This is a genomic window from Mucilaginibacter sp. L196 (assembly GCF_009765905.1).
GTDB lineage: Bacteria > Bacteroidota > Bacteroidia > Sphingobacteriales > Sphingobacteriaceae > Mucilaginibacter.
The window spans coordinates 337,373-357,724 of sequence record NZ_LMUO01000015.1; the positions used below are offsets into that span (position 1 = coordinate 337,373).

The 20,352-nt window shown below is 41.9% G+C and carries 13 protein-coding genes; 8 read left to right on the forward strand and 5 right to left on the reverse strand.

Annotated elements, in window-relative coordinates:
* The first annotated feature begins 2 nt into the window (after nucleotides 1-2).
* From GSQ74_RS12385 to GSQ74_RS12395, 3 genes are read left to right on the forward strand one after another with little or no spacing between them, the layout of a single operon-like run.
* Entirely contained in the window at nucleotides 3-1,226 is a 1,224-nt protein-coding gene (locus GSQ74_RS12385) for a glycoside hydrolase family 27 protein (protein WP_158993698.1), read from the forward strand.
* Nucleotides 1,227-2,351 (forward strand): glycoside hydrolase family 26 protein, encoded by a 1,125-nt coding sequence (locus tag GSQ74_RS12390; RefSeq protein WP_158993700.1) that lies wholly within the window; start codon nucleotides 1,227-1,229, stop codon nucleotides 2,349-2,351.
* A 6-nt stretch (nucleotides 2,352-2,357) separates the two neighbouring features.
* Nucleotides 2,358-3,431 (forward strand): SGNH/GDSL hydrolase family protein, encoded by a 1,074-nt coding sequence (locus GSQ74_RS12395; protein WP_158993702.1) that lies wholly within the window; start codon nucleotides 2,358-2,360, stop codon nucleotides 3,429-3,431.
* 115 nt (nucleotides 3,432-3,546) lie between these two features.
* Here GSQ74_RS12395 and GSQ74_RS12400 read toward each other — a convergent pair whose 3' ends face one another.
* Nucleotides 3,547-6,330 carry a sugar-binding domain-containing protein gene (locus GSQ74_RS12400; protein WP_158993704.1) on the reverse strand — a complete coding sequence of 928 codons (2,784 nt, stop codon included), beginning with the start codon at nucleotides 6,328-6,330 and terminating at the stop codon, nucleotides 3,547-3,549.
* A 217-nt stretch (nucleotides 6,331-6,547) separates the two neighbouring features.
* Here GSQ74_RS12400 and GSQ74_RS12405 point away from each other — a divergent pair, with 217 nt between their 5' ends.
* A complete protein-coding gene (locus GSQ74_RS12405) occupies nucleotides 6,548-8,827 on the forward strand; it encodes a glycoside hydrolase family 3 N-terminal domain-containing protein (protein ID WP_158993706.1) in 2,280 nt (759 codons plus the stop codon).
* A gap of 236 nt (nucleotides 8,828-9,063) precedes the next feature.
* Here the strand turns inward: GSQ74_RS12405 and GSQ74_RS12410 are convergent, their stop codons facing one another.
* Entirely contained in the window at nucleotides 9,064-10,722 is a 1,659-nt protein-coding gene (locus GSQ74_RS12410; RefSeq protein WP_158993708.1) for an alpha-galactosidase, read from the reverse strand.
* 113 nt (nucleotides 10,723-10,835) lie between these two features.
* Between GSQ74_RS12410 and GSQ74_RS12415 the strand changes: the two genes are divergently transcribed.
* The 4 genes from GSQ74_RS12415 (at nucleotide 10,836) to GSQ74_RS12430 (ending at nucleotide 15,312) form a co-directional block, all read left to right on the forward strand.
* A complete protein-coding gene (locus GSQ74_RS12415; protein WP_158993710.1) occupies nucleotides 10,836-11,747 on the forward strand; it encodes an AraC family transcriptional regulator in 912 nt (303 codons plus the stop codon).
* A 100-nt stretch (nucleotides 11,748-11,847) separates the two neighbouring features.
* Complete coding sequence (locus tag GSQ74_RS12420; RefSeq protein ID WP_158993712.1) at nucleotides 11,848-12,627, forward strand: SDR family oxidoreductase; 780 nt, start codon at nucleotides 11,848-11,850, stop codon at nucleotides 12,625-12,627.
* Between the two features lie 32 nt (nucleotides 12,628-12,659).
* Entirely contained in the window at nucleotides 12,660-13,421 is a 762-nt protein-coding gene (locus GSQ74_RS12425; protein ID WP_158993714.1) for an SDR family NAD(P)-dependent oxidoreductase, read from the forward strand.
* Nucleotides 13,422-13,770: 349 nt separating this feature from the next.
* A complete protein-coding gene (locus GSQ74_RS12430; RefSeq protein ID WP_158993716.1) occupies nucleotides 13,771-15,312 on the forward strand; it encodes a carboxylesterase/lipase family protein in 1,542 nt (513 codons plus the stop codon).
* Between the two features lie 189 nt (nucleotides 15,313-15,501).
* Here GSQ74_RS12430 and GSQ74_RS12435 read toward each other — a convergent pair whose 3' ends face one another.
* The 3 genes from GSQ74_RS12435 to GSQ74_RS12445 all read right to left on the reverse strand — a co-directional run bounded on the left by GSQ74_RS12435 (nucleotide 15,502) and on the right by GSQ74_RS12445 (nucleotide 20,227).
* Complete coding sequence (locus GSQ74_RS12435; protein WP_254060873.1) at nucleotides 15,502-16,350, reverse strand: glycoside hydrolase family 25 protein; 849 nt, start codon at nucleotides 16,348-16,350, stop codon at nucleotides 15,502-15,504.
* Nucleotides 16,351-16,837: 487 nt separating this feature from the next.
* Nucleotides 16,838-18,661: a cytochrome-c peroxidase gene (locus tag GSQ74_RS12440; protein ID WP_158993718.1), complete on the reverse strand. Its 1,824-nt coding sequence runs from the start codon at nucleotides 18,659-18,661 to the stop codon at nucleotides 16,838-16,840.
* 126 nt (nucleotides 18,662-18,787) lie between these two features.
* Nucleotides 18,788-20,227 (reverse strand): alkaline phosphatase family protein, encoded by a 1,440-nt coding sequence (locus tag GSQ74_RS12445; RefSeq protein WP_254060874.1) that lies wholly within the window; start codon nucleotides 20,225-20,227, stop codon nucleotides 18,788-18,790.
* Between the last annotated feature and the right edge of the window lie 125 nt (nucleotides 20,228-20,352).

Consider the following 20,352-nt stretch of genomic DNA (forward strand, 5'->3'; position numbering starts at 1 on the left):
CTATGAGATCAACCCTTTATAAACTATTAATTGTTATTATTTGCTGTTTTAGCAGCAGTAATTTATTCGCGCAAAAGTTTGAAGAACTGGCACAAACCCCACCAATGGGCTGGAACACCTGGAACACATTCCAAACCAATATTAACGAGCAAATGCTGAGAGATATGGTGGATGCCTATGTATCGTCGGGCATGCGCGATGCCGGGTATACCTATTTTGTGCTGGATGATGGGTGGATGTCGATGCAAAGAGATAACAACGGCAGCTTAGTTGCTGATCCTAAGAAATTCCCAAGCGGAATGAAAGCATTTGCCGATTATGTACACTCCAAAGGATTAAAGTTTGGCATTTATAACTGTGCAGGTACACATACCTGTGGAGGCTATCCCGGCACACATGGTTATGAGTACCAGGATGCCCGTTTATATGCCTCATGGGGTGTTGACTATTTAAAATACGATTGGTGTAATACTGATAGTATAAATGCACGCGATGCTTATTTGACTATGAGCAGGGCCATTCGCACGGCGGGCAGGCCAATGGTTTTTAGTCTTTGTGAGTGGGGAAATCATGCGCCATGGCTTTGGGCAAAAAACGTAGGACAATTATGGCGTACGACCACTGATATTCATGCAGGATTCGCAGAGGATCAGAACAATGGCAGCTGGTCGTCGTTTGGTGTTTTGCATATTTTGGATTTACAGGACCATATCAGGCAATATGCGGGCCCCGGCCATTGGAATGACCCGGATATGCTGGAAGTTGGTAACGGAATGACTTATGCTGAGGATAAAGCTCACTTTTCATTATGGTGTATGCTTGCAGCACCATTAATATCTGGTAATGATCTGCGTAAAATGTCGTCTCAAACAACTGCTATCTTAACCAATAAGGAAGTTATAGCGGTAGATCAGGATTCATTAGGTGTCGAGTGTTTTAAATACTACTCTTTTGATGGCATGGAAATATTTGTAAAGGCATTAAAAGATAGTAGCCTGGCGGTTTGCTTTTTAAACCGTTTATCGCGCCAGCAAAATATTGATTTCGACTGGAAAGAACACATGATCACCGATACGGCATCAAAACTAAACATCGACTTTAATAAAAACACATATGCATTGCGTGACCTTTGGGCTAAAAAGAACATCGGCACAACCAATAAACCATTGAAGCAAACTATTGGCTCGCACGAGGTGCTTATGCTTAAATTGAGCAAAGTAAACTAAATGAAAAAGTGCCTCACCCTATTATCCGTACTGCTTTGCGGCTCTGCAAGCTTTGCACAGCAATTATATGCGCCAAGCGATAAACTGGCTACTCATGAAACAATACAGCTTTACAGTAGCATGCAGCGATTGGTAGGCGCGGGAACATTATTCGGCCACCATGACGATACCGCTTATGGTGTTGGATGGAAAGATGAAGATAACCGCTCGGATGTAAAAAGCGTTACCGGCTCCTACCCTGGTTTGTACGAATGGGATTTCGCAAAGATGGAACATAAACGCGACAGTGATATTAACGGCCATCCATTTAAGCGCCAGCGGAAGTTAGTGAGAGAGGCTTATGATCGCGGCGGCATTAATGAATTTTGCTGGCATATGGATAACCCATCCAACGGAAAATCTGCTTGGGATACTACGCATAATAGCGTAGCGGATATTATTCCGGGTGGCTCGCATCATGATGTTTATGTTAAGTATTTAGATAATATTGCTGAATATGCGCACACATTAAAAGGGCCGGATGGTGAAGCTATACCTTTCCTTTTCAGGCCATTTCATGAGCTTACAGGTAATTGGTTTTGGTGGGGCAGAAATGATTGCACATCTGATGAATTCAAAACCTTATGGCGCTTTACTATTGATTATTTGCGCAATACAAAAAAACTGCATAACCTGCTGATTGTATATTCTGTAGCAGATTTTGACACCAAAGAAGATTTTTTGGCCAGATATCCCGGCGATGATTATGTAGATGTGATAGGTTTTGACAACTACTGTTATAATAGCGTAAAAGACTATGCGTATAATTTAGATAAACGCATGGGTTTACAACTGGAAATAGCCAAAGAACACCATAAACTGGCATGTGTTGCCGAAACTGGATACGAGGGCATACCGCAAGCTGATTTTTGGACCAGTGTTTTATTACCCAAATTGCAGAAGTACCCGCAAACATCATTTGTGCTGGTTTGGCGTAACTGGAAAACAACACATTTTTACGCGCCATATCCCGGGCAGGTTAGTGCTGATGATTTTGTGAAGTTTGCTAAGGATGATCATACCCTATTTCAAAACCGTTTAACACCTTTGGCTGTGTATGGAAAATATATTCCGCCAATTCAATAATATTAGATGAAGTATCTTTTTTGCTTATCGATTGCCGCTTTCAGCACATTTTGCGCTATCGCGAAGCCATTAAAACATAAAGAATTAACATTTTTTAAAGCCGATAACCCCAACATCAAATATGTTGGCCGGGTTGATTTTGACAATCCTTTAGCCCCTCGTTTTTGGAACCCGGGTGTATACGTGCAGGCAAAATTTAAAGGACCGTCGTTAGAGATCACTGTTAATGATGAAACCCTGTACGGCGTAACTCATAATTATTTAGAGATCGCTATTGATAATAACCCTCCTATCAGGATACAGACTACCGGAAAAACCAGCCGGTTATTGGTTGCCAGCAATCTTTCTTCCGGTTCGCATACGGTTACTATTTGTAAGGATACTGAATCGGGAATAGGTTATATTGAGTTTGTGGGGATGAAATGCGAAGAGTTATTACCACTGCATCAACCTAAAAGGAAAATTGAATTTATAGGCGATTCGATAACCTGCGGCACCAGTATGGACCAATCGGTTGTTAAATGCGATAAAGGCTATTGGTACGATCAACATAATGCTTATATGAGCTATGGACCAAGTACGGCAAGGATGCTTGATGCGCAATGGCAAATAAGTGCCGTATCGGGTATTGGTTTAATACATAGCTGCTGCAACCTGGATATTACCATGCCAAAGGTATTTGACAAGGTTGATTTGCGTGCCGATAGTATCCAATGGAGTTTCAGCAAATATACTCCCGATGTTGTTACCATTTGCCTTGGGCAGAACGATGGCAAACAAGATTCTGTAGCTTTTTGCAGCGCTTATGTGAGTTTTATTAAACAAATCAGGGCTCATTATCCTAATGCAGATATTGTTTGCCTGAATAGCCCTATGGGTAATGTCGAGTTAACGGGAATGCTTAAAAATTATATATCTGGTATTGAGCAATACATGCATAATAGCGGGGATAAAAAAGTTTCTCATTTCCTTTTCCCGGGAGGGTATAATAATGGTTGTGGTAGTCACCCGGATATGGCGCAGCATCAGTTGATTGCTGAGCAGTTGGTGGGGTATTTGAGGGGGTTGGAGAATTGGTAAATTCTTAAATATGATTTGTCATTCTGAGGAACGAAAAATCTGTAAAGTAGTTTACACCGTACAGATTCTTCGCTGCGCTCAGAATGACAAAAGGAAAGTTTTATACTGTTTTAGCTTACAATACTGATATTACCTGCTCCTTCACATTCCATCCACTAACTAAAACACTTGGTTTTTCACTACCTAATTTCGCTGTCGGCGCGCTTACGGTTACTGTTGTACTTTCGCCCGGTGCAAGGCTGAAATAGTTTGCCGACCAGTATGATGGCATTACTTCCTCTCCTTTAACCATTAATTGCGGACGGACAAAGAATGCGATACGCTTGCTGCTATTGGTTATTTGCAGGGTGTATTTATCTTCTTTATAGCCTTTCTCTGTCTTAATTATCCTTGTGCTAACATTGGCATTATCCATATTGTTTAATGGCTTGTAGTCGTTATTTGGCGCCATCCAATAAGTGTTGCGTGATACGACTTTGCCTGATGCATCGGTTAACTTCAGCACTACAAAACAAAATTCCTTAGTATCGCCCAAAATTGGCTTTAACGGCATTGCTGAAGTTGTGCCGGTTGAGGATAAATTAACATTAGCCGAACGATGATATAGCGATTTACTGTTCAGCGAATAAACATCAGCTTGCGCGGTTAAATTACCTGTGCCTTTAAAGGTGCGATTGATCACCATTACGGTTGAATCATCCTGATTAAACTGGATGTGTATTGGCTCTACGGCATTTTGCATGGCGTAGTAACCGGCATTAGGTTCTAAATACCAATCGTAAATCTGCCATACTACACTTGGCAACGCTGAATTTAGTTTCCAAAGCATTACACCACCTGTTTCATTAAGTTTATGCCCATCAGCCTCAAAAATACCCTGATAACCTGTATAGTTCATCAGCTGCATTTTATCAGAGAAACCTACCATTGTTGTGGGTTGGCCGTAACGACTTACCATATCACTATAATACTCGTCATACTTAGCAGCACCTGTACAGGCATCATGGTAGCCCCAGGTATTGTTTAGCGGGAAAGGCAGTTTTGTATCCCAGGTTAAGTTAGTAACCACTTTTGCCAATGTGTTATATGGCGGTTGCGATGGGATGCCTGTTTCATCTTTAAATACCCAGTCTTTACCGGCATCTGCCAATTTGTAATATTCTTTAGGATCTTTCCATGCATAAGGGCCTCCGCTGTAAACGCCTGATGATTGGTTATCAGGGTATGCTCCTTCCCACCCTGCAGGCAGTTTGGCAAAGCCGGATGAACATGGAATAAACGGACGGGTACCATCCATCGCTATAACATTATCGCGCATAGCATAATATAATTCCTTACGGGCATGGCCTTCGTTGCCGCCTGTCCACACCAATAAACTTGGGTGGTTACGCACACGGTAAATAGTACTGATCACATTCTTCACAAACACATTTCCTTCAAGCGGCCAATCGGGAGAGCCTTTAAATTCACCTTGTGTATCGCCCGTAACCCAGAAGTCAGACCATACCATTAATCCATACCGATCTGCCGCATCCCAAAATGCATCCGGTGGCGTAACTCCTCCACCCCAAATGCGTACTAAGTTCACATTAGCATTTTTGCATAGATGCATCTCATAATCATATCGGGCGGAATCACGGTTCACCATCATATCAGGTACCCAGGCACCGCCAACTAAATGCACACGTTTGCCATTCACATAAAAATCACGGCGTACATAGCCGTTTACATCCGTTGCAGTAGAACCTACAGTGCGTATGCCGAATACAAAGGTAGTATCGTCACTTACGCCATTATTATCAGTATATTTTAGATTGATGCGGTACAAATTTGCCCTGCCATAACCATTAGGCCACCATAAACGTGGTTGGTGAATAATTAATTGGCTAACTTCATCGGCAGTAAAACCAACTTGTTTAAATGAATTTGAGCTAACACCTACGCCTTTACTGAACTGTACTGCAGCACCCACAAAGTTTTCGGGTTTGATGCTTACACTAAGCGTACCGTTTTTAGAAATATCTGTATGATTGGTTAGCGTTAAATTCAGCGCTAATTTGGCAATGCTTGTATCCGGCAAATTAGGCAGATCAGTTTTTAATTGGGGATGGCCGATGGTTACCGCGCCTGATGTACGCAGGTAAACCGGTTGCCAAATACCCATGTTACGATCGCGCACCGGCGGGATCCAATCCCATCCTACCGAACAAAGCATGGTAACATTTTTGCCAATATCCCCGGTAGGGCCACCGTTTAAATAAAACGGCCCCATGGCTTCCAACTGCTCTTTATCCGGGAATCCGGGTTCATCTAAAGGATATATTTTTACGGCCAAAGCATTCTCGCCACCGGCAATGATATGTTTACTTACATCAAGGCTGTACTCAGCAAACATGCCAACCATTTGTGTAGAATCGGTAATTTGTTTACCGTTAACCCATACGGCTGCACGGTAGTTTATCCCTTTAAATATTAATTGAAAGACTTTTCCCTTATCGCTTGCGGCTACTTTAAATGTTGTACGATACCAGTATGGCTTTTTCCATGGATTTGGCTGATTCGGGATAAAGCTGTATTGCTCCAGATTATATTCTTTATTGAATTTGTCGGATGCATCGGGTATCAGCATATTATTTAACCCTAAATATGGCGATGGATATATTTTGTTGGCAACCAAACCTGTAAGTACTGTTGATGGTACCTTAACCGGAAACCAGTAAACGCTGGATTTATAATTTGGTGTTGATATTATACTGCCGCCATCGTTCACCAGATATTCCGACTGAAGATCGAAATCGGTTAACTTAACCTGAGTGATACTATTTTTCTGCGCATACAGGTTTGAACAAAGGAAAAAGCAAAGAGCAATTGTTAGTACGGATATTATATTTTTTTTCATTGATATAAAGCTAATAGCCTATATTTAAGCAATATAGATGTTTAAAACAGACTGTTATTGTATGGTCGAAATATAGATTTAAACTTTTTTATAGACCGATATTTTTATCGCATTTGTTGACACTATTTTACCATTTTACTGATAATATTTATACATCGGCATATATTAGCAACCTGCTACAATAGCATTATAAACCCAGTTACACTTTACAAAACTTATGAAACGAATAGTATTGATTGCTGTCATTTTATTTTGCGCAATATACACCAATGCACAACGCAAAACTATCGAAAGCGATATCGACAAAAAAGTTGATGCCTTACTTGCCAAAATGACCATTGATGAAAAGATTGGTCAGATGACACAGGTAACCTTAGATGTTGTTTTACAAACCGCTAACGGCGCAGCTACTCAACCCACACAAATAGATGCAGATAAAATTAAAGAAGCGCTACAAAAATACCATGTAGGCTCTATATTAAATGTGAGCGGCGCGGCCTATACCCGCGAACATTGGTATAAGATCATCAGTGACATACAAAGCGCGGCAGCGCAAACCCGTTTAAAAATACCGGTGTTATATGGCATTGATGCTATGCACGGACAAAACTATGTACAAGGCAGCACACTTTTCCCGCAGGAAATTGGTATGGCGGCAACCTTTAACCCGGAACTTGCCAAGCGCGAAGGTGCTATTACCGCTTATGAAACCCGCGCAAGCTATATTCCATGGGATTTTTCGCCGGTATTGGATTTAGGTAGAAACCCGCTTTGGCCGCGTATTTATGAAACTTTTGGCGAAGACCCTTATCTCGCTAAAACCATGGGGGCATCGGTAGTTAGAGGTTATCAGGGTAATGACCCTGGTAGCAAATACAATGTAGCATCGTGCATGAAACATTATTTGGGTTATAGTTTCCCGTTAGATGGCAAAGACCGTACGCCTGCTTGGATACCAGACCGTTATATGCGCGAGTATTTTTTACCATCATTCAGAGCTGCTGTTAATGCTGGCGCTATGTCGGTTATGGTGAATTCGTCTGAAATAAATGGCGTTCCAGTACATTCAAGCCATTATTTGCTGACAGATGTTTTAAGAGGAGAATTAGGCTTTAAAGGCGTTATTGTTACCGATTGGATGGATATAAAATACCTGCATGACAGGCACCACATCGCGGCAACGCAAAAAGACGCGGTTTTAATAGCTATAAATGCCGGTATTGATATGAGCATGGTACCTTTGGATTATACTTTTTATGACTTGCTGAAACAATTGGTTAAAGAAGGCAAAGTACCCGTAAGCCGTATTGATGAATCGGTTAGAAGGATATTAAAAATGAAATACATGGTGGACATATTTGAGCGCCCGGTAGGTAACCCCGATGATTATCCAAAATTTGGCTCTTCTGAGTTTGCGGCGGTAAGTTTAAAATCGGCTGTTGAATCTATCACCTTATTAAAAAATAACAACAACGTATTGCCGCTTAAAAAGGATATAAAAGTGTTTGTTACCGGCCCGGCTGCAAACAGTATGCGTGCCATAAACGGTGGCTGGAGCTATACCTGGCAAGGCGATGTTACCAATCAATTCACCACAGATAAAAAAACCATTTTAAAAGCTATCGAACAAAAAATAGGCAAGGATAATGTTAGCTATGAGCCGGGTTCATCATACGAAGCCCCTGAAGATATTGATGCGGCAGTAAAAGCAGCTAAAAAATCGGATGTGATTGTATTGTGTTTGGGTGAAAACTCTTACGCGGAGAACCCCGGTAATATTGATAACCTCGATCTGCCATCGGCACAAATGGATTTGGCTAATGCCTTGGCAGCAACAGGTAAGCCTATTATATTGGTGATGACTGAAGGCCGCCCACGGATAATTACGCCAATTGAGGGTAAATCTGCCGCTACTATCATGGCTTATTTACCGGGCAACGAAGGTGGCAATGCACTGGCAGATATATTATTTGGCGATGCAAATCCATCGGGCAGGTTACCGTATACTTATCCACGAGATGCAAACGCATTGGTAAATTATTACCACAAAAACATTGAGAATGGCAATAGTGACGATAAGCATGGCTATAACCCATTATATGAGTTTGGCGATGGTTTAAGTTATACCACTTTCGCGTACAGTAATCTTAAAATTAGTCAGCCAACTTTAAAAGAGGGTGAAACATTAACCGTAACTGTTGATGTAAAAAACACCGGCGATCGTGAGGGAAAAGAGAGTGTGTTATTATACAGTCGGGAAGAATACGCCAGCATCACACCTGATACTAAACGTTTAAGGGCTTTTGATAAGATCGATCTTAAACCGGGCGAAACCCAAACGGTAACGTTCAAACTAACATCAAAAGATCTGGCATTTATTAATGATGTAAGCAAATCGGTTACCGAAGCAGGTGAATTTAAGGTGATGGTTGGCGGGTTGACGCAGAGCTTTAATTTTGTGACGAGTGTTGTGCCATCGAGGACAGGGAAGCTATAATATTCCTTAATTCCTCCTTTGCTAGTGTCCTCACTAGCAAATTGAAGGGGTGCGGTTTGTTAGTGAGGACACTAACAAAGGATAACATTGTAGTATTCCTTAATTGTCATTCTGAGCGCAGCGAAGAATCTTCTGCATCAAGCAAGTTCGCTATGCAAATCGAAGAAGATTCTTCGCTGCGCTCAGAATGACAAGGGGGGAAATCAGAATAACAAGGGAGTAAGGAAAATAAGATTTTAACTCCAGTCAAACTCTTTTACCTTACCATCTAACTTCCATTTTTTGGGCCATTGGTTGGTTAACCAATCTAAAGGTTCGCCTATTGGCTGTGGTTTTGCCGCCAATGCGAAACAATGTTTAATATGTTGTTTCTGCTCCGCGCCCAAAGCATTCGGCTGCGCCGATATAAATAGCGGTGCGCTGCTTTCGGCAAGTAAGCTCATCCATTGTTTGTTTTTGTCCCATGGTACTTTGGTGGTTAGGCCAACACAATCGCCATCAACTGCATAAAATTTGTTGTGCTGCACCATACGGAAGCCAAGCGTATTTACGCCCATTTTTCGGGTACGCGACCATTCGTTGCCGCTGGTATCATCACCAATCCTGTTCATCTCAAATATGCCTGCTGATAAATGGCTCATGGTATTGCAGCCTATCAGGTACATATCCCCTGCCGCTTCGCGGATGGATCGGTATAGGTTCAGAATAATTTCGGCGTTGGTTTTAGTATTATCATTAAACTGCCAACCGGGTACAGTTAAGCCATCGGCCATAGTAGCGCCCCATCTGCCAAAAATATCGTAGCTGCTAAAATCGTGCTTAACCAAATCATAACCCCATTGTTTATACAGCGTGATATTACTTTTAATATAATCCAGGTTCTCATCAATGGTGGGATCAAGTGTTGGCAGATTAACATCATCCCTACCTGGAATGGTGGGTGCAAGTAGTTTTTGATACGTATCCGGTTTGGTGCTTAAGGGCCTTGTCCACAAACCGGCACGCATGCCTAGCTGGTTAATATTGCCTGCAAGCTTGTGCATATCTTTAAACTTATCATTCGGCTGCGAATAATCGTTGCGGTAATTTTTTTCCTTATTCGTATACGCCGACCATCCATCATCTACAACTGAAAATGGTTTATTATTGGTATCGGTAGCCAAATCAGCTAGTAAGGTGGTATGCTGAATGATCAGATCATAGGAACTATTGCCATAAGCGAAATACCAATCATTAATACCATAAACCGGTTGCTTGGGTAGCCTCGGGTTCGGGCACATCATCCCGCAGAAACGCCTTGCTGTAGCAAATGTATTTTCATCAGACTTATTTTTAGTGGCGATAATATCGGCAGCATGCAAAACCCTATCGCCAAGTTTAACACCTGAGCCGCCGTTGGTGGTATCTAGGGTTAACTGCATTTTATCATCACCAACCTGCCAATAGCAAATAGTATTGCAGCCCGTTTTCACGCCAAAGCAAGTGGTAGCTGCGCCGTTATGCAGAACAAAGTACCAGGGCAGTTTCCTGCTGAATAAAGCCGGTTGGAAATGAACATCGCCATAAGTACGTTCCCAATGGTCGCCTAAAACAATGGAAGATGACGGGACTGCATAAGTCCATTGTAATTGCACATTATGCAATGCCATGGTTGGTGAGTGAACTGACGCACCTAAATCCGCATGGTTGTAGTGGAGTTTAACTGTTATATCTTTATAAGTCCATGTTTGTTTATCTGATGATTGCAGCTCTTGGATGCCATCATCCAATTTAACAAATACTTTTTGAGGTAAATGGACGAGTTGATGAACGGCAGTTAAGGCATTTACCTGTTTTACAAATAATAAACCCGCCAGCGAAGTACCGCCGAGGTATAAGAAATGTTTCCTGTTCATAATTGGTGGTAGATGGAATCGGTTAATCTAATATACGCATTAAATACCTGGTTGCAAAAATGGTTATATAACAATATTTACTTATTTGCCTATATTTGAATTTTACAATAGCAATGGAACCAACAACGCTCGCTGAGTTTTATAGGGAAACGGCTAATCTCATCCCCGAAGGGATAAATAAAGAGATTGGCCATTTTAATGTTTTTAATGTTGACGACATTGCTGCCAAGTTTCGCAAGAACCCGGCAACCCCCATGCCCTACAACCGGCGGGAGTATTATAAAATCAGCCTGATCAGCGGGCGTAATAAAGCGGAATATGCCGATAAGGTGATTGATATTGAAAAGAATGCTTTGTTATTCGCAACGCCAAAAATCCCTTATAACTGGTTACCGCAGGATCATAATCAGCATGGTTATTTCTGCATTTTTACACATGAGTTTTTAGTGCATTCCAAAAGTGGTGTAATGTTGGATGAGTTGCCGATTTTTCAACCGGGCGGCTACCCTATTTTTCAGCTTACTGATGAGGCCGCTCATGACATTAACTTCATTTTTAGTAAAATGTATAAGGAGTTATCATCGGACTATGCGCATAAATATGACCTGTTGCGTAATTATGTGATGGAACTAATCCACTACGGACAAAAGCTACAGCCCGAGACTGCGCTTTATCCATCGCACACGGCATCGGCAAGGGTATCGTCGTTATTTATTGAGTTATTGGAGCGGCAATTCCCGATTGATTCGCCACATCAAAAATTAACTTTGCGTACTGCAAAGGATTACGCCGATAGGTTAGCGGTACACGTAAACCATTTGAATAAAGTACTTAAAGAAAATACAGGCAAAACCACTACAGATATAATTACCAGTCGCGTAGTGCAGGAAGCTAAAATCTTGCTTAAACAAACCGACTGGAATATATCTGAAATAGCTTATTGCCTGGGTTTTGAACAGGTGGCGCATTTTTCGAATTTCTTTAGGAAACAAACTTCATTGGCACCGGTGGCTTTTAGGTCTTAAAAAACACCAGGTTTGAATTTTGCAAACATTGGATTGATGTTTGCAAACTCGTGCTCCATCTTCCACCCCATCTTTGTATCGTTAAATTAAACGACACAAAATGGAACTCACCAACAACACTATACTTATAACAGGCGGCACCAGCGGCTTCGGTTATGAATTTGCCTCGAGGCTGATTGATATGGGCAATACGGTAATAATTACCGGCAGGGATCAGGCAAAACTCGACCTGACAAAGAAAAAATTGCCGCTGGTTCATATATTCCAAAGTGATGTTAGTGATCCTATCGCCATAAAACAACTTTATGCCGATGTAACTACACAATTTCCATCGCTTAATATCATCATTAATAATGCGGGTGAGATGCGCAAGATCAATTTACAGGATGAATCTATTGATTTGGATAACATTGTAAGGGAAATCGACATCAATCTGTCTGGGCCTATTCGCATGGTGCAGGCATTTCTGCCACATTTAAAAACTGGATCGTCGGCAGCGATAATTAATGTAACGTCAGGTTTGGCTTTAACACCTTTTCCAATAGCGCCTGTTTATGGTGCTACCAAAGCAGGGTTACGTTCTTATACCAAATCATTGCGTGTGCAATTAAAAAATACAAATGTTAAAGTATTTGAACTTGTTGCACCGGGGGCGAATACGCCATTGAACGACCAATTTGCTGGGGAAGTGGATAGCAAATCATTTATGGAACCTGATAAATTGATTGATGTAGCCATCAAAGGCATCATCAAAGACAAATTTGAGATCTACCCGGGGTTGGCCCGCATTATGTACATTTTAAGTCGCCTGGCACCTGGGATCATTTTCGGGCAGTTGAGCAAGATCACCGAAAAATCATTGGCACAAACAAATTCTTAATTAAACAATTATCTAATACACAAAACAATACTATGAGCACAAACAAAATAGCACTGGTAACCGGCGGCAGCCGCGGACTAGGAAAAAACATGGCCTTAAGCCTGGCAACAAAAGGAATCAACGTAATTTTAACCTACAACAGCAAAAAAGATGAAGCGCTTGCCGTAGTTGCCGAGATTGAAAAAACTGGTCAGAAAGCTGCTGCACTGCAATTAAGCGCAGGTGATACCAAAACTTTTGACGCATTTTTCGCGCAGGTAAAAACCGTTTTGAAAGATACTTTTGGCGCTGATAAATTCGACTTTTTGATTAATAATGCGGGCATTGGTATCCATGCTTCATTTGCCGAAACTACCGAAGAGCAGTTTGATGAGTTGATGAACATTCATTTTAAAGGCGTTTTCTTTTTAACCCAAAAAGCATTGCCTTTAATTAATGATGGCGGCAGAATTGTGAACCTGTCATCAGGTTTGGCACGTTTCTCCAACCCTGGTTACGCAGCTTATGCATCAATGAAAGGCGGCATTGAAACACTGAGCAGGTACATGGCTAAAGAATTAGGCGCACGTGGCATAGCTGTAAATGTTGTTGCACCGGGGGCTATTGAAACCGACTTTGGTGGCGGCATGGTTCGCGATAATAAACAGGTGAACGATTATATAGCTGGTGTAACTGCGCTTGGCCGTGTTGGTTTGCCTGATGATATTGGCGGTGTAGTTGCGTTTTTATGTACAGAGGATGCGAAATGGGTGAATGCGCAGCGCATTGAGGTTTCGGGCGGAATGAATTTGTAAAGTCGCAGAGTTGACTCACCCGGTCTTGCTTCGCTCGACCACCCTCTGCCGCAAGCGGCAAAGAGGGGATTTAACCCCATTTTCAAGGCAAACCGACTTATCGGTTTGCCTTTTTGTTATTATGAGCGGAGCGAAGAAACCCTTTGTCATTCTGAACGTAGTGAAGAATCTATCGATAGACATTGCGCTATGTATAACGGATAGATTCTTCACTACGTTCAGAATGACAAATTTAAAAAGTGGAGTAACCGATATTATCCAATCATTTTATGATAATAGTTTGATATTTTCTTTGATAGATGTGACAAACGTATAAATTTGAAGCTACAAGCCTCCAATATTATCTCCTATGAAAAAATTAGCCATACTACTGCTGGTAGCTGTTTCAAATATCGCGTTAGCTCAAAATGATGGCCCTATTGTTAAAATAACCAACGGCACGCTACAGGGCGTTGTTGAAGCAAGTGGTATACATTCATTCAAGGGGATACCATTCGCTCAGCCGCCGGTTGGTGATTTGCGATGGAAGGAACCGCAGCCTCCTTTGGATTGGGACGGCGTTAGGCAGGCCGATCATTTCGGGCCGCAGGCTATGCAGGCATCAGTTTTTAGCGATATGCAATTTCGCAGCGCGGGTAAAAGTGAAGATTGCCTTTACCTGAATGTTTGGACGCCTGCTAAAACAGCAAAGGAAAAGTTGCCTGTACTGGTTTATTTTTATGGCGGAGGCTTTGTAGCGGGTGATGGATCTGAATATCGTTATGATGGTGAGAGCCTGGCTAAAAAAGGGATTGTTACCGTTACTATCAACTATAGATTGGGAATATTTGGCTTTTTCGCTCATCCGGAACTGACCAAGGAATCTGAACATCAATCATCAGGAAATTATGGATTGATGGATCAGCATGCGGCTTTACTTTGGGTACAAAAGAATATCGCGGCTTTTGGTGGCGATCCTAATCATGTGACTATCGCGGGTGAGTCTGCCGGCTCTATGTCGGTTTGCGCGCAGGTGGCTTCACCGCTTTCTAAAGGATTATTTGTGGGCGCTATTGCCGAAAGTGGTTCGGTATTAGGAACTTCCCTACCGGTACCATTAAATAAGGCTGAAGACATTGGTGTGAAATTCACCCAAAAAATAGGCGCGATCTCTTTGGAAGATATGCGCAAGATACCCGCGGATTCTTTATTAAAACTATCTGCCGGGTCACATTTTCCGGGGGATGTTGATGGTTATTTTTTACCGGAATCACCCAAAATCATATTTGATGAAGGACTGGAGATGCACGTACCATTATTAGTGGGCTGGAACTCTGCCGAAGTTGAATATCACAGCGTGATTGGTAATGATTCAGCTACTGTAAGCAATTACAAAATTGCCTTACACAGGCTTTACGGCCCGAATGCTGATGAGGCTTTTAAACATTACCCGGCAGCAACGGATGCTGATGTTAAAGCAGCTGCCACAAACCTTGCAGCCGATCGCTTTATCGTTTACAATACCTGGAAATTCGTCCAGATGCAAGCTAAGACCGGCGAGAAACCTGTATATCAATATTTATTCGCGCATATGCGCCCTCTTATGGTTGACGGTAAAAGAGACGGCAATACAATCGGTGCGGCACATGCTTCTGAAATTGAGTTTGCGTTAGGTAACCTGGCAACCAATAAAGTTTACGCCTGGACAGATGACGACTACAAAGTTTCGGCTACCATGGAAAACTATTTCGCTAACTTCATTAAGAACAGCAACCCTAACGGAAGCGGTTTAGCTCATTGGCCTACTTTGCAGCTAAACGCACCGAAGGTGATGTTGATTGATGTAGATAGTAATGCTGATGCTGTAAAGAATCAGGACAGGTATATTTGGATGGATAGTATCAATAAATAGTTTGTTGATGACAACATCAACACAGGCTTAAATTATTGCTGTTTGTGAGGACACAAACAGCGGGTCTAGAGTATTCAGAAAATCAAAAAGGTGCTGACCGTAATCGAAGCATGTGGGCAGGCCTATGCGCTCACCCTTCGACTACGCTCAGGATGACAGCCCTATACATAACGAATTGAGGTATAATTGCTAATGAAGCAGCATGTGTGTAAACGCTACACTATCACCCTTAAAGGCATTAAAATCAACTACATGATTAATGCCATCCACATGTGCTTTATCTGAATGCTGCCAAAAAAACCATTTGACGTTAGGATCAACATATAAGTCGGAATGATCATAATGCGCTATCCACAACGGATAATCATCAAAATAACTGGCCAGGTATGCGGCGTAGTAGCTGAGCGTGGTGTAGATGATGGGCTTGGTTTTGGTTCGCTGCTGTACATAGGTTAAAAAAGATTGCAATTGCAGGCGCATTTCGTCAGGCGAGGAGCCATCCAATGTCTCCACATCTATAACGGCGGGCAGGTCGCCTTTATCCATGCTAACCGTTTGCATAAAAAACCGCGCTTGCCATAGGCCGTTTTTATTCGCCCTTAAAAAATGATAAGCGCCGCAGGTAATGCCATTTTTAGGTGCTTCGCGCCAATTGCGCTTAAAATAGGGATCAACCTTAAGCAATCCTTCTGTAGCTTTAATAAAAGCGAAACTAATATGTACGCTATCTTCATTCATAGCCCTTACCTTTTGCCAATCTATCCTTCCCTGTGCATAAGAAACATCGATACCATGAATGGTGTATTGCGATGGAATATGAATATTGAAACTTTTATAAGTGCGGTAACGTGGATTTTCGCCCCGGTCTTTAATCCATTGCCAGCCGGATGTAAACACCTTTAACACATAGCCATAGTAAAATGGCGATAGCAAAACGAGCAGTAAAACCAGGATTAAAAACTTCCAATAGCCACCCTGTTTCCCGTTTTTTTTACGGACAGCAGGCTTTTTAGATGCAGGTTTCTTAGGGGTTGCCACACCGTAAAGATAATAAATTGCCCCTATTTGTGCTTATTTTTGATGCATCGAATTAGGAATAAACACATTTGGTGAGGTAAAACTGGCCGACGAAGTTGGTTTAGATGTATACACATTCCACGAAAATCACCGCCCTGATTTGTCATTCTGAGCGGAGCGAAGAATCTGCAAAGCAGTTTACTCCGTACAGATTCTTCGCTCCGCTCAGAATGACAGAAAGGCTTTAAAAACCTTAGGCTACTTTATTGAAGCGTAGATGACTCACCCAGCTTTGCTGCGCTTGCCGACCTCTCCCTGCGGCGGAAAGAGGTGAACTTCGGTTGATTATAATATGTCAAAGAACATTTGGCACGCTTTCACAAGCGGATAATTGAACTTATAAGAGATTGTTGTTTGCGGGATGCTCCGCCAAAGGATACTACTAATTTACGGAGAGTAAATTGCAAAAGTGCTGACACGAGTGTGTCAGCACCTGATAATTAATATTTTAATCAGCCTGTTTTTTGCTATCAAGGGTTTTTATAAATGCAATTACTTCATTACACTCCTTTTTGGTAAGGTTAAGCTTATCGGCAACAAGGGTTTGGTTATCTACCTTTAACCCTAAACCTGCGCCACCGCCTTTGTTGTAAAAATCCATTACTTGCTGTAGGGTAGTAAATACCCCGTTGTGCATGTACGGTGCCGTAAGCGCGGCATTGCGAACTGAGGGTATTTTAAAAGCATGCTTAAAAGCAGGGGTCTTTAATATATTGTACCTGCCCATATCAGTATCAATAGCGGTTTCGGCTATAGTTTGGGGAACGCCAATCACCTCGCTTTCAATTATCACATATCTTGGCGGGAATGCGCCGCTAAATAGTGGCATATAGTGGCAAGTGGCACACTTTGCTTTACCCATAAACAAATTAAAACCACCAATCTCTTCCTGGTTCATCGCGGCTTTATTACCACGCATATATTCGTCAAAACGGCTGTTAAGGGCAACAAGTGTACGTACATAAGCAGCAATTACATTCATCACCTCAAGCGTATCAATGCTTGTTCTGTTTTTTTGAGGAAAAGCGTCAGTAAATAATCTTCGGTAGGATTTGTTTTGCCAAAGCCGTTGTGCCGCCACTTTCATTGAACCATGCATCTCATCCTTGTTTTGCACTACGGCTAGCGCCTGGTCTTCTAAGGTAATGGCTCTCAGATCGTCAAACTGCGCGGGTTGCAGGGCCGCGTTTATCAGCGTAGGCGTATTTCTTCTTATCAGTTTATTGCTGCCAATAATAGTGTTTTTTACGAGCCCGTCTGTAAATGCCTTTTCGGGCTGATGGCATGACTGGCAACTTCTTGTATTAGTACCAGACAGAATAGGATCTGCAAAAAGCGCTTTCCCCAACGCTATCTTTTTAACAGTTGTAACAGCAGTTTGGCCAGGTTCAAAAGCATTTGGGTTAAAGGCATCTACATTGAATGCACCTTTATCAAACATTGTTTTTGTATCCATATTCAGCAAACGGTTATAAGTAGTTTCGCGAATGTTTAATTTTTTCCGCAGGCTGGTTATGTTAGTTGTTATAACATTACCATATCCTGTTATAAATGCGGCCCTGTCAAACGAATTAAAATTGGTATGCGCTTTAAGATATTTTATTGCCCCGTCAAATTCTGCCGACAAACTTTCTGTTCCTTCCCTATCCTCATATAAAGCCAAAACCGTTTTCATGCTTTCAAGGCTTGCAGCCGATTCCTGTGAACTTTTTAACGTGAGAGGGTTATCAAAACCGCTAATACCGAGGGATAATATCCTGAATACTTCAAGTTTGGTAGCATCAAATACCTGCCAGTCAAAAATACCGATATTGGCAAAGTGACTTTTATATTTATCGCAACCCTTTTGTAATAGCTTAAGCTGTGTTATTAATTCTTTTTTTGGGCTGATATCGTACTTCGGAAAAAGATAACCTTCTATAACCTGAAGGCCTGCAGGGGCAAATACCTGGCCGCTGGCCATTTCAATCTCCTGCACGGGCGGCCCGTTAAAGAATCGGGAGGTTGCAGGGTCAAAATACTCAGTGGCCCATTCAACTTTTTTATAACCCAGCCTTAGTTGCAAAAAAAGCTGCTGCAACTGATTTACATCAGCTTTACCACCCTCTACTGCCGCCAGGAGTTTATTTTTGCAAACAGTAAGGCTATCAATTTGTGCCACTAATGTTTGCGCTATTACCTTTTCAGGAGCATGGGTTGTTGGTTTACAAGAGTAGAGTGTGTATCCAGCAATTAAAATAAGCAATAGAGGTATAAAAATAAATTTCTTCATTAATGTAAAATCACTCTTTAGTCATTCGGAGTTGTTATTCAAAAAACGAATAAAGGAGTACCATTCGGCCACTCCTTTATTTGTGTCAATAAATTATTGCCTGCCGATTGCAGGTTACGAAAACGCTTAAAAATTAAAAGCATTGCTAAGTGGGTTAGCATTTTTATCGCGTGTTGATAACGGCGACAAACCCCATCTTTGTTCGATAAAAGAAAGGATACTAACTGTTTCATATTGCGTATGGTCAACAAAGCTCGTTTTTGCAAACGGTGAAATGATAATCGCGGGCACACGAGTTCCCGGGCCCCATGTATCAATTACCGGAGGTGCAACGTGATCCCAGAAACCACCATTTTCGTCATAAGTAACAATAATTACAACGTCCTTCCCATTTGGGCCATTTAGTACGTCATTTATTAAATCAAGCGCATGGCTTTCTCCTGCTGTTACGTCAGAATAACCCGGGTGCTCGTTATAGGTACCCAGTGGTTTTACAAAGGAAACAGCAGGCAAGGTACCTGCTCTGGCAGCAGCTATAAATACAGTTTCATCTTTCAGGTGTGCTGCTTTTAACGCTGTGCCGTCAGCATAGTTTTTATAATATATAAATGGCTGATGGTGAAATTGGAAATTTGGATCTGGGTTTCCGGCTAGCGCATCGTCCCAACCTCCCGAATACCAGGCCCATGATACCCCTTTATCATTTAACCTATCGCCGATGGTAGGGTTTGTTTGGTTAGGTATTAAATTTGCCACAGCGGTGCTTGCCGGATGCGGGGCATTTACCGAATAGCAGGTATTAACGGCAAACCCGCCACTTGTACCTACAGGAGAATTAGCAGGCGTTACAAATCCGTCTGCTGTAAGATTGCCATTAGCTAATAATGTAGGGTTTGCAATATCAGCGGCTGGCGCATTGGGGAATGTGGGGCTTGCAGCGGCAATTAACCACTGGTGGTTTAAAAACGATCCACCAAAAGCACTATGGAAAAAATTATCGCAAAGTGTATATTTTTCGGCCATGGCCAATAAAGGCAACTGGCTGGTTTGGTAATACCCTTGTGATAAACCGCCAGAACTGCCCGGAATATTATAAAAAGCATATTTATCCATTTTACCACCATCAATTTGTAATGGCTCCTGATAAAAACGGTGCGTAACATCTGGGGTAATCATATCATTAGGCACATATTGATCAATATTGAAAATATCGTTTGGTAAATTTGCCGGAAACAAGTCGCCATTCGGGACACCCACAACTCCAGGCAATACAGCATAAACCTTGCCTGTTCCGTCAACCTGTGTTGTATTGGCAGCGGTTGCATTTGATATACCATTGGCACCCGCGAATGAGCCGTACAGGTTATCAAAACTATGGTTCTCCATGTAGATAACTACCACATGGTTTACTTTGTTGATACCTGAAGTTGAAGAATTGTTGTTGTTATTCTTTTTGCAACTGTAAAAGGCACTGGTTATTATTACCAATGCAATGCCGGTGGCGGCCATTAACTTTGCCTGCAACGCAGTAAAATTCAATTTTCCGGTGTGGTAATGTTTATTCATGAGGCGGTTTTGTTTGAATGTAAAATTACCTTACGCGTTATAAACAGAACATTAACATTCAGTAATCATGTTATTAAAAATCAAAGCGAATTCCTAATAGTTAAAACTTAATTAACAATTAGTTT